This is a genomic window from Sporosarcina sp. GTC18466 (genome assembly GCF_055389225.1).
This window is the reverse complement of the sequence record NZ_AP044037.1, coordinates 1818742-1831899: the sequence shown is the minus strand read 5'-3', so window position 1 is coordinate 1831899 and position 13158 is coordinate 1818742. Positions and strand designations below refer to the sequence as shown.

Annotated in this window: 15 protein-coding genes and 1 riboswitch; of the genes, 8 read left to right on the top strand and 7 right to left on the bottom strand. The window is 52.1% G+C overall.

Annotated elements, in window-relative coordinates:
* Positions 1-620: 620 nt before the first annotated feature.
* Positions 621-1607: a homoserine dehydrogenase gene (locus ACZ5FK_RS08830; protein ID WP_464804564.1), complete on the top strand. Its 987-nt coding sequence runs from the start codon at positions 621-623 to the stop codon at positions 1605-1607.
* A gap of 50 nt (positions 1608-1657) precedes the next feature.
* Here the strand turns inward: ACZ5FK_RS08830 and ACZ5FK_RS08825 are convergent, their stop codons facing one another.
* Both ACZ5FK_RS08825 and ACZ5FK_RS08820 read right to left on the bottom strand, forming a co-directional pair.
* Positions 1658-3154, bottom strand: a complete 1497-nt coding sequence (locus ACZ5FK_RS08825) for a glycine betaine uptake BCCT transporter (RefSeq protein WP_464804563.1) — start codon at positions 3152-3154, stop codon at positions 1658-1660.
* A gap of 245 nt (positions 3155-3399) precedes the next feature.
* The gene (locus tag ACZ5FK_RS08820; RefSeq protein ID WP_464804562.1) at positions 3400-3630 is read right to left on the bottom strand and encodes an excisionase family DNA-binding protein; all 231 of its coding nucleotides are present in this window, start codon (positions 3628-3630) and stop codon (positions 3400-3402) included.
* 92 nt (positions 3631-3722) lie between these two features.
* Here ACZ5FK_RS08820 and ACZ5FK_RS08815 point away from each other — a divergent pair, with 92 nt between their 5' ends.
* Entirely contained in the window at positions 3723-3935 is a 213-nt protein-coding gene (locus tag ACZ5FK_RS08815) for a DUF2512 family protein (RefSeq protein WP_464804561.1), read from the top strand.
* Positions 3936-4264: 329 nt separating this feature from the next.
* Here ACZ5FK_RS08815 and ACZ5FK_RS08810 read toward each other — a convergent pair whose 3' ends face one another.
* Positions 4265-4750 (bottom strand): QueT transporter family protein, encoded by a 486-nt coding sequence (locus ACZ5FK_RS08810; RefSeq protein ID WP_464804560.1) that lies wholly within the window; start codon positions 4748-4750, stop codon positions 4265-4267.
* A gap of 7 nt (positions 4751-4757) precedes the next feature.
* Positions 4758-4802: riboswitch (PreQ1 riboswitch) on the bottom strand.
* A 216-nt stretch (positions 4803-5018) separates the two neighbouring features.
* Here ACZ5FK_RS08810 and ACZ5FK_RS08805 point away from each other — a divergent pair.
* From ACZ5FK_RS08805 to ACZ5FK_RS08795, 3 genes are all read left to right on the top strand, one after another.
* Positions 5019-5339 carry a GRAM domain-containing protein gene (locus ACZ5FK_RS08805; RefSeq protein ID WP_464804559.1) on the top strand — a complete coding sequence of 107 codons (321 nt, stop codon included), beginning with the start codon at positions 5019-5021 and terminating at the stop codon, positions 5337-5339.
* 91 nt (positions 5340-5430) lie between these two features.
* Positions 5431-5838 carry an SRPBCC family protein gene (locus ACZ5FK_RS08800; RefSeq protein WP_464804558.1) on the top strand — a complete coding sequence of 136 codons (408 nt, stop codon included), beginning with the start codon at positions 5431-5433 and terminating at the stop codon, positions 5836-5838.
* 72 nt (positions 5839-5910) lie between these two features.
* A complete protein-coding gene (locus ACZ5FK_RS08795; RefSeq protein WP_464804557.1) occupies positions 5911-6798 on the top strand; it encodes a DMT family transporter in 888 nt (295 codons plus the stop codon).
* Positions 6799-6995: 197 nt separating this feature from the next.
* Here the strand turns inward: ACZ5FK_RS08795 and ACZ5FK_RS08790 are convergent, their stop codons facing one another.
* From ACZ5FK_RS08790 to ACZ5FK_RS08775, 4 genes are all read right to left on the bottom strand, one after another.
* The gene (locus ACZ5FK_RS08790; protein WP_464804556.1) at positions 6996-7886 is read right to left on the bottom strand and encodes a CPBP family intramembrane glutamic endopeptidase; all 891 of its coding nucleotides are present in this window, start codon (positions 7884-7886) and stop codon (positions 6996-6998) included.
* On the bottom strand, positions 7883-8452 hold the full coding sequence (locus ACZ5FK_RS08785; RefSeq protein ID WP_464804555.1) for a hypothetical protein: 570 nt from the start codon (positions 8450-8452) through the stop codon (positions 7883-7885). Before ACZ5FK_RS08785 ends, ACZ5FK_RS08790 begins: the two co-directional genes overlap by 4 nt.
* Entirely contained in the window at positions 8449-9309 is an 861-nt protein-coding gene (locus tag ACZ5FK_RS08780) for a hypothetical protein (protein WP_464804554.1), read from the bottom strand. Before ACZ5FK_RS08780 ends, ACZ5FK_RS08785 begins: the two co-directional genes overlap by 4 nt.
* 363 nt (positions 9310-9672) lie before the next feature.
* Positions 9673-9864 carry a hypothetical protein gene (locus ACZ5FK_RS08775; protein WP_464804553.1) on the bottom strand — a complete coding sequence of 64 codons (192 nt, stop codon included), beginning with the start codon at positions 9862-9864 and terminating at the stop codon, positions 9673-9675.
* A gap of 135 nt (positions 9865-9999) precedes the next feature.
* On the opposite strand from ACZ5FK_RS08775, the gene ACZ5FK_RS08770 reads away from it, so the two are divergent.
* Genes ACZ5FK_RS08770 through ACZ5FK_RS08760 form a run of 3 tightly spaced genes read left to right on the top strand, consistent with a single transcriptional unit; the run spans position 10000 to position 13038 of the window.
* A complete protein-coding gene (locus ACZ5FK_RS08770; RefSeq protein WP_464804552.1) occupies positions 10000-10689 on the top strand; it encodes a response regulator transcription factor in 690 nt (229 codons plus the stop codon).
* A complete protein-coding gene (locus ACZ5FK_RS08765; RefSeq protein WP_464804551.1) occupies positions 10667-10846 on the top strand; it encodes a hypothetical protein in 180 nt (59 codons plus the stop codon). The genes ACZ5FK_RS08770 and ACZ5FK_RS08765 overlap by 23 nt, the downstream gene beginning before the upstream one ends.
* On the top strand, positions 10843-13038 hold the full coding sequence (locus tag ACZ5FK_RS08760) for a sensor histidine kinase (RefSeq protein WP_464804550.1): 2196 nt from the start codon (positions 10843-10845) through the stop codon (positions 13036-13038). Before ACZ5FK_RS08765 ends, ACZ5FK_RS08760 begins: the two co-directional genes overlap by 4 nt.
* The last annotated feature ends 120 nt before the right edge of the window (positions 13039-13158 follow it).

Here is a 13158-nt window from a genome sequence, read left to right as displayed (position 1 = left end):
CGCTCATCTGCGATTACAAGGATGCGAGACTAGCGGGATGCGGCGGAAAACAGTTTCATCGTCCGAAACGGGCGCTCGAAGGTGGTAAATAGGCGTTCATCAGCCGAAACGGGCGCTCGAAGGTGGTAAATAGGCGTTCATCAGTCGAAACAGGCGCTCGCGAGTGGTAAATAGGCGTTCATCAGCCGAAACAGGCGCTCGCGGGTGGTAAATAGGCATTCATCATCCGAAACAGGCGCTCGCGGGTGGTAAATAGGCATTCATCATCCGAAACAGGCGCTCGCGGGTGGTAAATAGGCGTTCATCATCCGAAACGGGCGCTCGCAGGTGGTAAATAGGCGTTCATCATCCGAAACAGGCGCTCGCGGGTGATAAATAGGCGTTCATCAGTCGAAACGGGCGCTCGCGGGTGGTAAATAGGCGTTCATCAGCCGAAACAGGCGCTCGCGGGTGGTAAATAGGCGTTCATTATCCGAAACGGGCGCTCGCGGGCGAGAAATAGGCGTTCATTATCCAAAACGGGCGCAACCAAATAATCAACAGGAATATGCAAGCATCCGGCCGTCTCATTCGACTGCCGGTTGCTTCGTTGCTGGCAGTATGAGGAAAGGAGTGGTGGTATGCCGTCCATCAAGGTGGCGCTGCTGGGCTTCGGCACAGTTGGAGAGGGCGTTTATCGAATATTGCAGGAGAAGCGGGAGCAGATCCGTGCGCATACCGGATATACGATTGAGGTCGATGCCATTTTGGTGAAGGATGTGGCGAAGAAGCGAAAGGCGGCGTCTGGGGTCCTCGTGACGGATTCAATTGACGAGATCCTCGCGAGACCCGGCATCGAGGCTGTTTTCGAGGCAATTGTCGGCGAGGAACCGGCGTATACGTATGTATCTCAAGCGATTGAAGCCGGGTGTCATGTCATTACTGCGAATAAAACGATGTTTGCGAAACACGGCCCAGCCCTGTTGAAGCATGCCGAATTCCGGGATTTGACGGTCGGATATGAGGCGACTGTCGCGGGCGGGGTGCCGATCATCCGGACAATCCGCAATTTGCTGGCGGGCGATCGGGTGCGCCGGATCCAGGGCATCGTGAATGGGACGTCGAACTTCATTTTGACGAAGATGCGGGAGGATGGCATTCCGTTCCATGGAGCTCTTAAGGAAGCGCAGGCGCTAGGTTATGCGGAGGAGGACCCGGCGGACGACGTGAGCGGGATGGATGCGTTCCGGAAAGCCATGATCCTCAGTTCCCTTGCGTTTGGCCGGCAGCCGGAATGGGAGCGCGTCCAGGCAGCCGGCGTGGACCACATTAGCATCGAGGATATTGTGGAAGCGAGGGAAAGCGGCTTGCGGTATCGGCATATCGCGGATATTTGGACGGATGATGATGGGAAGCCGCATGCCGAGGTCGGCCCTGTCCTCCTCGGTCCCGATCATCCGCTCTACAGCATCGATGGCGTCGATAATGCGATCATCACGGAAACCGAGTATCTTGGCGCTCTGACGCTCGTGGGACCGGGTGCCGGCATGTACCCGACCGGGAATGCGATGGTCAGCGACTTGCTGCATGCCATCCGGATCAAAGAAGGGGCCGCGGTACTGGCATAATCAATCATACGAAAAGGCATTGCACGGATGACCGGTGCAATGCCTTTTTCTTATTGTTTCTTTGGTTTGGTAATCGGAGTTTCGTTGTTCAGCGCCTTGAGAAGCGATATGACCATCAGCAGCATGACGAACGAGAACGGCAAGGCCGCGATGATGATCGTATTCTGCAACGCATCCAGGCCGCCGACTGACAGCAGGATCAAGGCGATGGTCGACTGGATGACACCCCAGACAATCTTGACGTTGTTCGCTGGTGTCAGGGAGCCGTATGTCGACTGCATGCCGAGTACGAATGTCGCAGAGTCGGCACTCGTGACGAAGAACGAAGCGATCAGGACAATGGCGATCACCGAGATGATGAATGACAATGGCATCTGGTGGAACATCTCAAAGACGACAAGTTCTGTTTTGGCGCTTGCGATATCTGCCACGCCGTTTCGCTGCATGTCGATCGCAGTCGTCCCGAATGTCGAGAACCAGAACGCACAGAGCAGTGTCGGCGCAAGCAGCACACCGACCATGAACTCACGGATGGTACGGCCTTTCGAGACCCGCGCGATGAACATGCTGACAAATGGCGCCCAGGAAATCCACCAGGCCCAGTAGAAGATCGTCCAGCCATCGAGCCACTCCCGGTTGCCTTCGTTAAGCGGCGCCGTGCCGAAGCTCATCTGGATGATATTGGCCAGGTAGCCGCCGATCGAATCCGTGAACATGTTCATGATCAGGAGCGTAGGCCCTAAGATGACGACGAACGCAAGAAGCAAAACAGCCAGGATCAGATTGGTATTGGATAGATACTTGATGCCTTTGCTTAGCCCTGACCAAGCCGACATGATGAAGAGGACGGTGACTACTGCAATGATGTAAAACTGCGATAGTGTTCCGATCTTCAAGCCGAATAGATAATTCAGCCCCGCATTAATTTGAACAGCACCGAAGCCGAGAGTAGTGGCGACGCCGAACGCAGTTGCAAAGACAGCAAGGACGTCGACGAGAATACCCCACGGACCATCCATCTTCTTGCCAAAAATCGGCTTCAATGTTGCTGAAATTAAACCCGGTGCATCTTTTCGGAATTGGAAATAAGCAAGTGACAGTGCGACGATTCCATACATCGCCCAAACATGAAGACCCCAGTGGAAGAATGACTCACGCATCGCTTCCTTAAAGGCAGCAGCTGTATTCGGATCCTTCGTCGCTGGCATGACCGCATAGTGCCACAGCGGCTCCGCAGCACCGTAGAATACGAGCCCGATCCCCATTCCAGCTGAAAACAGCATGGCGATCCAAGTGACAGTAGAAAAGGCTGGCCGGTCGGTATCCTTGCCGAGCCGGATCTTTCCGAACGGGCTGAAGATCAAGAAGATGCTCAGCAGCAACAATACAGACATCAGCAGCATGTAATACCAGCCAAACGACGATGCAACAAAGTTCTTGATGTTTGTCGTGACTGCCTCGAAACTATCCGACGCAAGTACTCCGTAGCCGACTGCTACGATAATGAGCGCAATCGTGATGTAAAAGACACTAGAAATTTTTTTCATGGTTCCCCCTTGGTAAAGCAAAAAGTTTTGTCAAACGACTATCAACTATACCAATCCTATTCAGTGAACGCAAAAGGGATGAAAATAGAAAAAGAGTGTAGAATCTCGAGTTTTATTTTTTTATAAACCTCGCTGAACATAGACTGTCTATAAGCTGAGCAGGGGATGAGGATGCTGGTTTTTTTCTGAATTCTACTGGCGTTGAATAAATTAATTGAGCCCTTATACCTAATGAAAGCGCTATCTCAGTCTTCATCCTTGATATCCCGGTCAGGAGGGATCGGCTCGTTCCAATACTCTGCCATCTGCCGCTTTGCGAGCTCCAGTTGTCTGAAATAGGAGGCGAACTGATCTTGATTCACCAGAAACTGCTCGCCATCATGCACACTGCGAATGCGTCCTTCCAGCACGTAGCCGCGCACCTGGGATTCCGGCATGCCGAGGTATTCGGCGGTTTGTTGAATGGTCATATACATACCAATATCTCCTTCGAATTGTTGAGATGAAAAAATTTCAAACTGTGGGGCACTCTAAGTGTACCAAATTTTAAATGGAGGTATCAGGTTGTATGAATGAATCGAATGTAAATCATGTTCGGGCCATCATGATAAAAGCTGCCATGATTTTTCCGGTTGTCTGGATTGTGTTGACATGGATTTACAATGTGTCGTTCCTGTCTTCCACTGTGACTGGAATTGCTCTGTTAGTTGTTTCGTACGTGCTTGGGGATCTGATGGTATTGCCAAGGTGGGGCAATATCGCGGCGACTTCATCTTACTAGAAAGGGCGATTTTTTTGTAGTCTTTTACACGGGTCGCCAGTTGCTTGGAGTGCAAGGCGGCGACTCCTTGGGGATCAGCGTGTCAGGTGAGACCCCGCAGGAAAAGCGAAGCGTTAGGAGCACCGGATGCCTTAATTTCTGCAAACAACGCAGAAATACGGCAAAGCGAACCCTTTGCTGTTCGCTTGGCTCACCGCACGCCCCCAGGAACGCGTCCGCCTGGAACGGAAAGCAACGGGTTCGGAGAGCTCTCGTCGGGTAATCGTTTCAACAAGAAAAGGGCTGCCACAGAAACTCAGTTTTCACTGACTTTCTGGACAGCCCCTTTTTTATATGAGTTTATCCAACTGAAGGCGTTTGTTCAGCGCAGCCATCACCGGAATGCCGACCAGCATGACGACAAACTCGCCAACCGCGACAAATCCCCAAGTGATCAGGAAGGGCAGTTCCAGAGCGATGTTCAATTCCCAGGCGATCAAGAACATGGTCGCCGTGAAAACCAGCGTGTTGACCAGCATCCGCTGGTACATCCCCTTAATGAACCTCGCTGAAAAAATCGTAATCGACAAGGCGATGACCGATTGGCCGACGCCGAAAACCAGGTCGATTGGCCCGAGCTCCGAGAACAGCAGATTGGCGACAAACACGCCAAGCACAACGCCGATCATATACTTTTTGTTGAATACCACAAGGTGGTTGAACATTTCCGACAAGCGGAACTGGACGTTCGTGAAGCCGAACGGGGCAATCAAAAACGTCACAGCGACATAGAGCGCAGCAATGATCCCGCTCGTCGCCATCGTTTTTACTTTCATATTCTCTTCTCCCTTAGTTTTTTTACGTGGGATGGTCGCGAACCACGTGGCATGGAAGCCGGCTAATAGTATAGCACGGCCGTGGCTTGTTGTCAGCAGGAAATGAAAGAGTGGATGACGGAGATGGGAATGCGTTTTGGGACGCGCATGGGTATGGGACACTCACTGGAACGCTGGCGGATCCGAAAAGCGAAAGAGGGATTGGATTTTAATTTCCAGTAAACGGGGTATAGGGCAATTGTTAGCTCTTATTATAGAAGGGAGGTGGATGAAAGTGCACCCTGAAGAAACGGCTGAATATGAAGTCGGCGCGAATTTGCGGAAAGGGATCGAGTATGTCGGCGGTCTGTTGACCCTCACGAACGAAAGGCTGCTCTTCCAGCCGCATGAAGTGAATATCCAAAAGGGGGACGTTGAGATTCCGATGAAGGATATTGAACAGGCCGAGATGTCGAAGAGTCTCGGAGTGGCTCCCAATGGCATGAAAGTCAGGACGGTGGTTGGCAAGACGTATACGTTTGTCATTGAAGTCGCCTGGATGAACAAGCGGGAACGGCTAGTAGAGTTCATCAATAGCCAGTCTGCTTAGATGAAGGCAATTTGTTGTATACTTGGCGTATAGCCTTATGATCGGGATGATAGGTCATGAGGCTTTTCCTATGGAGAAGGAGAGAAACAATATGCGTAATATAGAAAAGCAAATAGAAGTGGATATGGCGATTGAAAAGGTATGGCCATACGTCTCCACAGCAGAAGGGATTGGCGCCTGGTTCATGCCGAGTGATCTGGAGCCGGTTGTCGGGTCTTCATTTGAATTGCAGGCAGGCCCGTGGGGGAATTCCAAGTGTGTAGTGACTGCCGTCGAACCTGGAAAGTGCTTTGCGTTTGACTGGGGCAAGGATTGGAATTTGTCATTCCAGCTGGAAGATAGAAGCGGCAAAACAAGAGTAACTGTTGTCCATTCGGGATGGCGTGATGGTGGAGAGACGGAATTCGGCCAGGCGCATGAGGTTGTCCAGCCCCGCATGGACGGCGGTTGGTCAGGGCTCATCCAGAAGCTGAAGCAAGTGGTGGAAGAGTCGCGGTAAAACGGCCGGCAGACCCATATACCAAATCCCTCCAGCGTGCTATAGTCAATGGAAAAGGGGGAGGGATTTCCAATGTCTCAGCGGCTTGCGTATGCATTCGTGCTGCTTGGTGCGATGCTGTGGGGAACGACCGGCACGGCCCAGACATTCATGCCGCAGACGGTGCATCCGCTGGCAGTGGGTGCATCCCGTCTTGCGGTCGGGGGATTTGCATTGCTCATCATCTTATTGCTGATGAAGAAAATCAGTTTCCGAGGATGGCCCTGGAAGGCGACCTTGTGTGCGGCCCTCGCCATGGCGGTCTTCCAGTATTGTTTTTTCACCTCTATCCGGCTGACAGGCATTGCAATCGGCACGGTTGTGGCAATCGGCAGCGCCCCGATGTTCTCGGGCGTCATCGAGTGGCTGGTGACGAGGCGGAAACCGTCCCGTGTCTGGCTCTTAGCGACGACGCTAGCGATTGTCGGCTGTGTGCTCTTATTCTCGAATAAAGAGGGGATTACCGTTAATCCATCGGGCGTCCTTCTGTCGCTATGTGCCGGCATGCTGTTCGCCGTGTACACGCTGTTCAATAAACAGGTCCTCGAAAAAGCGGACGCCATCCCATCCGTCGCCGTCATCTTCTCCGTGAGTGCGGTCATGCTGCTGCCGTTTTTATTCATTTTCGAAACGGAAGGGCTGCTATCGGGGCGGGGCATTGCGTCGGTGGTGTTCCTCGGCATCGCGACGACAAGCGTGGCGTACACGTTGTTTTCATACGGCCTGCGGAACATCCCTTCCTCTTCTGCGGTCACTTTGTCGCTGGCGGAACCGCTCACTGCCGCTGTCCTGAGTGTCGTGGTGGTCGGGGAACGTCTCGATTTGATCTCTTGGACAGGAATTGTGCTGCTGGTCGGCGGGATTTTGGTGCTGACGCTGGGCGGGCGTGACAAGAAGCGGACGGAAGAGATGATTGCGTAAGTGGATTGCTGTCTTGCAGCTGTTTATTGCTTCGTATCAAAAGAGTCTTGCTCCGTTTGCAGATGAGTTGCTTCTATTCTTAATACGATTGCTTCGTTTGCTGATTGCATTGCTGCCAATCACGGGCAAGTTGCTTCCGTTTGGTTGCCCGCAAACAAAAAGGCCTTCCCGCACTAGAGGGGAAAGCCTTTTATTTGTTAGGCGGCCGGCTTCATCTTCACATACAACCGGGTCGCAATAAATCCGAGAACGATCAGCAATGTCGCAAGCAATCCGCCTTCAAGTCCGAATGCCCCGCCGGTGAGCCAATCGTTGCCGCCCTCGACGGAGACATTGTAGATCCCGTATGGGGTCGTGCCGCTCACTGCGAATCCAAAAACATTCCCCTGGAAATAATTCCAGGTAATATGATAGCCAATTGGAAGCCACAAGCTGTTTGTCTCCATGAACATATAGGCGAACAGGACTCCGACGAGCATGATGTTCAAGAGTCCAAGCCAGCTGACATTCGGATTCAGTCCATGCGCCAAGCTGAAAACGACGGCCGAGACCACGTAGATCGCCCATTTCGGATTGCCGCGGCTGTGCATGGTGGACATGACATAGCCGCGGAAGAACATTTCTTCGGACAGTCCGACAAGGATGAAAAGCAGCAGGTAGGCGGCGGTATGCGCCGTGAATTCCGGCGCGCTGAACGAATTAAGCATTGTTACATTCCCAGTCGAGAGCAGGAGGAAGAAGATGATGGCGATGGAAGCTGCTCCGAGAAACAGTCCATATGCCAAATCGGACATCGACCAGCGGAAACCGAGGCTTCTCAATGATCCTTTATTCATAAAACGCCAAAAAATGTAAGTTACGACGATGCTTCCGAAGACTGCCCCGCCCTGTGTGAGGAAGAACAGCCATGGGTGGCCGTCAAATGCGTTCATGACATCGATTTCATAGGAATCTCGCATGCCAGGAATTTCCTGGACCAGCAACAGGATGGCCCCGGGCAGCGAAAAGATCTGCTGCGCTGCAAGCATGGCGAGAAACGCAAGAAGGATGAGCCATCCCGCGCGGATTTGTCCGTGTTTATTTCTCAAGTGAGTGAGTCTCCCCTTTCGATAACGAACGTTTCTTTGGGCACGTTTTTCCGAATGCTATGGACGAGGACCAGGAAGCCGATGTCCATGAAAAGAATGGCGATGCTGCTGGCAAACAGCAGCCATTTTGCCGTTTCAAATGACAGATTCGGTTCGAATGCAATCAGCAGCAAAGTGACGAGATGGATCAGCAGATACAGGCGGAACAGGAAGTCAGTGCGGCTTGCAAGAAGCGCTTTTCCAGGTTCCTTCATTACAATCGCCTTAAGGACGCCAAATAGATAGAACGTGACGATCAACTTCAGCACGAGCAGCAAGGTGGTATAGCCATCCAGCAGCCGCCCCTCAGGAAACCAGGCCAATACAATTGAGGGAAGGGCGATTAGGATTCCGGCACCCGCAAAGACTCTCGCTTTCCGCGCAGCAGGGTGGATGTCAGCGAGCTGCGTAACTCCTCTGTAAATGAACAGATAGCCGATTGCGTCGGGCAGCCAGTCGATGAGCAGGTTGAAGCTGAACCAGATCATGAAATAGCCGATGAATAGATCTTTCAGCGCTTTGTTCATTGTCCGCGGACCCCCTTCCGCTTGAGGATCGCCTGTACGTCTTGCTCGGTCAAGTAGGGCTGGATATAGAAATTAAAGCCCTGCCGTGTAAATGATTCGCCGCCGGCTGTCGCGCCGGAAAGGTCATAGCCGCCTTCGATGAAATCGACGGACTCCTTGGAGAGACTGTGGCTTCTGATCTCGAATTTTTCACCTGGCTCCATCGAGAAAGGGAAAACCGCATCTTCAAGAGGCATCCATGTATCCCCAGCCGATTGCCGGTCCGGTTTCACTGCGGACAATTCAAAGGTGTACAAGCCGAGCAGCCGGTCCGTCGTCACGCCGATGGAATGAACTTCAAGCTTCTCCGTCGCATGCAAACGCTCCGTGTGTACGCCGGGATTATCATAGCCGGTCGTATCCGGGCGAAGAGGAAAATCCTTCGGCCGCTGTTTTCGTACAGTGACCTTGCCGATCTCCGCTTTCACATCCCGATACCCTTCGAAGAAAACATCCATCTCGGTGAACGTGAAGTCTTCACCTGCCGAAAGCTGCTCAAGCGCGCCTTCATTCGGCATCACTTCCACTTTACGCAGGACATAGTGCCGGAATGACTGCACATCTACTGGCCGGGCAGTCGCAACGTTATAGTCGGTGTCCGCGTATCCCGAAACTCCATCCATATTGACATAACTCACCCTCGAATTGTCGTCTTTGTCGGTTAGATAATAAAACGTCAATACGCCGGGCAGTGTAGTTTCCACGTAATGATCCAAAAAAACGGGCCCATCCAGCCGCTTCGCATCCGCATATAGGAAGTTCGCCAGCCATGTGGCGGCAAACACGCCGATGCACACCCAAAACACTCTTTCTTTCATCCTGCCACCCTCTTTTCCAACCATTTCCTTACGTTAATTGTCTCAGAGAGTTTAGTGAATTGCACGAGTTTTTTACAGGGCAGCCGTACCTTTCTCGAGAAGTACACCGGCAGCCGGGATTCCCTGAATTGGAGCCAAGCGGTGATAAATTTGCGTTACCCGGTGATAAAGTACTTCCAAGCGGTGATAAAGTCACTCCAGCCGGTGATAAAGCGCCGCTACCCGGTGATAACCTCCTTGTAAGCGGTGATAACGCCTAAATAGTTCAACCTCCACCTCGCAAGAACAGCAAAAACCCCGCCCCTATCGTTAAATAACGATTAGGACGGGGTTTCGGGAAAACGCATGGGAACGATTGAAAATTTATCCATTCACCGGCGGACGCTGCGGATCGGTTTTCCCCTTTTTCTGCGGTTGTGGTTTCTGCTTTTTTGCCGCATCATTCTGACCGATCACGTCCATATCATTCGGACTGATATCAAATCCATACCCGAATTCCTCGCGGTCAAGGGTGTTGCTCTTTTTGATTTTCTTTTCATTTGCCAATGAAAACACCTCCTCTAGATGAGTTTGTACTGGCGAAGAAAGGTTATGCTAGTACATCTTAAGAATTTCTTCAGATTTCCACTCTACAGTTGTTAAGATTTACGCCCTATACTTGGTATCATAGAGAAAAGCGAGGTGCGGGCAGTGGCGAAGTTTACGGTTGTCGTGGCGGATGACGATAAAGAGATCCGGGATGGGATCGAGATCTATTTGAAGAACGAGGGCTATGAAGTGCTGAAGGCGGCAGACGGGCAGGAGGCGCTGGATTTATTGCGAAGCCAGGAAGTGCATCTGCTTATTCTGGATATCATGATGCCGAACTTGGACGGGATCTCGGCAACGTTCAAGATTCGCGAGGCGCAGAACGTGCCGATCATCATGCTGAGTGCCAAAGCCGAAGATACGGATAAGATCCATGGTCTGTCGGTCGGCGCGGACGACTATGTGACGAAGCCGTTCCATCCGATGGAGCTGATGGCGCGTGTGAAGTCGCAGTTGCGCCGGTATGTGCAGCTCGGGACGTACGAAGGGCAAAAGCGCATTGAAATCGACGGGCTTGTGCTCGATGAAGATGCGAAGGAATTGACGGTGGATGGGAGCCCTGTCAAGCTGACGCCGATCGAATACAAGATCACCGAGCTGCTCATGAAACATGCGGGGCGCGTGTTTTCCATTAATGACATCTACGAACGCGTGTGGAATGAAGAGGCGTACAACGCAGAGAACATCGTGGCGGTGCATATCCGGAAAATCCGGGAGAAGATCGAGGCGGATCCGAAAAACCCAAGATACTTGAAGGTGGTGTGGGGCATTGGCTACAAGATCGAAAAGTAAGTGGGCCGTGTGTGCATCTGTCGCTTCGCTCGGCGTTGCAGCAGTGAGTATCGCCTATTGTTTCCCTTCCATACTGGAAATGGGTTCTGATTTCTGGGAGCGGTCCTCGCGTACAGTCGCCTTTTTCACACGCATCATCACAGGAGGAACAGCATGAGAAAACATCGTGGTTTTTATATGATCTGGGTGGCGCTTGCAGCAATCATTCTCATCGCCATCCCTTCCTTCATCCGTCTCGGACCTGAATTGATCGGTAAAAAGTTCACGGATTCACATGAATTCCAGTGGCAGATGGACGCTTTCTACCGGTATGTGGGCCCGAATGTGCTGAACCCGCTCGACCGCGAGGAAGCGGCCAAGAAAATAACGGTTTCCGAAGCGGAAATCGAGGAACACCGGGCACGCTTCGGGACACTTTCTGATCAGCTTGCCAGTATTCAAGATCAATACGACGAGCCAATCCGGGAGGCGAAAGAGGCGGGGAATGAAACCGTGCTCCAGGCGCTTGTGAAAGAACGGGACATGAAACTTGCGGACATCCAGCAGAATTTCGAGGACGATTCGCACGTGGAAGCAAAAATCCGTAAAGAGAAAACGCAGACGCTGAATCAGTATTTGGATGAAATCATGCAGGAGCGGCCGAATATCCCCGTCTACTATAAGCTTGTCGATGTGGACAGCGGCCAGGAATACGCAAAAGGGGATATCGACGTTCCTGCCCTGTACCGAATCAAATTCGGTCCCGCAAACCTCTACCAGGCCAGGAGTCTTCCTGCCGGCATGGAAGACTCCGAGTATATCAACTACGGAGACAGCTATTTTGACCTGAAGACATCGGTTCTGCAAAATCCGGTAAAGGAATTTGAAGGCGTTATCGTCGTACCGAAGACCGTTATTTCGGAAGGCGGCCCGCTGGTGTATGACTACAAGCGGTTCACGAGGTCAGCCTATATGATGTATGCATTCTGGGCCATTGCCCTTTTGGCGCTGATCCTTTTGCTGACAGGTTTGAAGTTCAGGAAGGACTGGGTTCTGGACAATCGCCTGTCGGATGCATATGACCGGTTGAAAATTGATGGAAAGGCTGCCATATTCCTTATCGCTCTTTTGTTGTTCGGTGATTATCTGGATTCCATTTCCTCAAGCTTAGCGAATGTCTTGTCCTCTTTCAGGCTGGAGTTCTGGACAATGGCAAGCATCCGCTTCGTGCTTCTGGGAATGCTTCCGATAGGCATCATTGTATTTCAGATTATAAGCGGCATCGAACGCTGGAAACAGCCCGGCAACTTTGCGAAAGACGCAGCAGAAAGCTATACCGCTCAACTCTTCCAAGCTTTTCAGAATATGTTCCTGAATGCGAAAATCGGCACGCAGGCGTTCATTCTGCTGATCGGATTTTTCCTTGCAGGCATCGGCTTTGTCGCGAGCTTTATAGACCCGATCTTTACAGTCCTGTATATATTGTGCGTCATGTTCCTAGGATTCCCGGCACTCTTCCTGTTCGTCCGGAATTCCGCGTACCTGAGCAAAATTCTCGTCGCAACCGAAGCGATGGCAGCAGGCAGGCTGCATGAGGACATCAAGGTCAAAGGAAAGTCGCCGCTCGCAGAACATGCGCGGAACTTGAACAATCTGCGGGAAGGCGTGCGCGTCTCCATGACCGAACAGGCGAAAAGCGAACGGCTCAAGACGGAATTGATCACAAATGTCAGCCATGATCTCAGGACACCGCTTACGTCCATTATCACCTACACGGACTTATTGAAGAATGAAGCATTGTCGCCGGAAGAGCGGGCACAATATGTGGATATTCTCGATAAGAAATCGCAGCGCCTCAAGACACTCATCGAGGACTTGTTCGAAGTGTCGAAAATGGCGAGCGGCAACATGGAGCTTACGAAACAGCGCGTGGACCTTACGCAACTGCTGCAGCAGGCAATGGCAGAACATGCGGAAGACGTCGTGAAGTCGAATCTTGACTTGCGGACGGATCTGCCGGAAGAGCCGGTGATCGCCTATGTGGACGGCCAGCGCTGGTGGCGCGTTCTCGATAATCTGATCGTCAATGCGATCAAATATTCACTCCCCGGCACGCGGGTCTACGTGACTCTGCGCAAAACAGGGGGCGAAGCGGAATTTGTCGTGAAGAACATCACCAAATACGAGCTCGGCGCCAATGTCGACGAGCTGTTCGAACGGTTCAAACGAGCAGACGCGGCGCGGCACACCGAAGGCTCCGGCCTCGGCCTCGCCATCGCCCAATCGATTGTTGATATGCACCACGGCACGATGCGAATTGATCTCGACGGGGACCTGTTCAAAGTGACTGTAACAGTTCCCGTTAGCTGATTAGCACCCTGGAGAAATGTCTCCAGGGTGTTTTGGGCGTAATTGGCGCGCCGTCAACTGGCACTTCCAGCTTGGGCTGCGCCATTTACTTCCAACTACCTGCACGCTGGTTTGCGCTTG

What these genes read in the sequence shown, in the direction of transcription:
- ACZ5FK_RS08800 (WP_464804558.1), top strand. Translation starts at nt 5,431, where the DNA reads ATGCGTAATATAGAAAAGCAAATAGAAGTGGATATGGCGATTGAAAAG.
- ACZ5FK_RS08760 (WP_464804550.1), top strand. Translation starts at nt 10,843, where the DNA reads ATGAGAAAACATCGTGGTTTTTATATGATCTGGGTGGCGCTTGCAGCA.
- ACZ5FK_RS08785 (WP_464804555.1), bottom strand. Translation starts at nt 8,452, where the DNA reads ATGAACAAAGCGCTGAAAGATCTATTCATCGGCTATTTCATGATCTGG.
- ACZ5FK_RS08810 (WP_464804560.1), bottom strand. Translation starts at nt 4,750, where the DNA reads ATGAAAGTAAAAACGATGGCGACGAGCGGGATCATTGCTGCGCTCTAT.
- ACZ5FK_RS08815 (WP_464804561.1), top strand. Translation starts at nt 3,723, where the DNA reads ATGAATGAATCGAATGTAAATCATGTTCGGGCCATCATGATAAAAGCT.
- ACZ5FK_RS08825 (WP_464804563.1), bottom strand. Translation starts at nt 3,154, where the DNA reads ATGAAAAAAATTTCTAGTGTCTTTTACATCACGATTGCGCTCATTATC.
- ACZ5FK_RS08795 (WP_464804557.1), top strand. Translation starts at nt 5,911, where the DNA reads ATGTCTCAGCGGCTTGCGTATGCATTCGTGCTGCTTGGTGCGATGCTG.
- ACZ5FK_RS08830 (WP_464804564.1), top strand. Translation starts at nt 621, where the DNA reads ATGCCGTCCATCAAGGTGGCGCTGCTGGGCTTCGGCACAGTTGGAGAG.
- ACZ5FK_RS08780 (WP_464804554.1), bottom strand. Translation starts at nt 9,309, where the DNA reads ATGAAAGAAAGAGTGTTTTGGGTGTGCATCGGCGTGTTTGCCGCCACA.
- ACZ5FK_RS08820 (WP_464804562.1), bottom strand. Translation starts at nt 3,630, where the DNA reads ATGTATATGACCATTCAACAAACCGCCGAATACCTCGGCATGCCGGAA.
- ACZ5FK_RS08805 (WP_464804559.1), top strand. Translation starts at nt 5,019, where the DNA reads ATGAAAGTGCACCCTGAAGAAACGGCTGAATATGAAGTCGGCGCGAAT.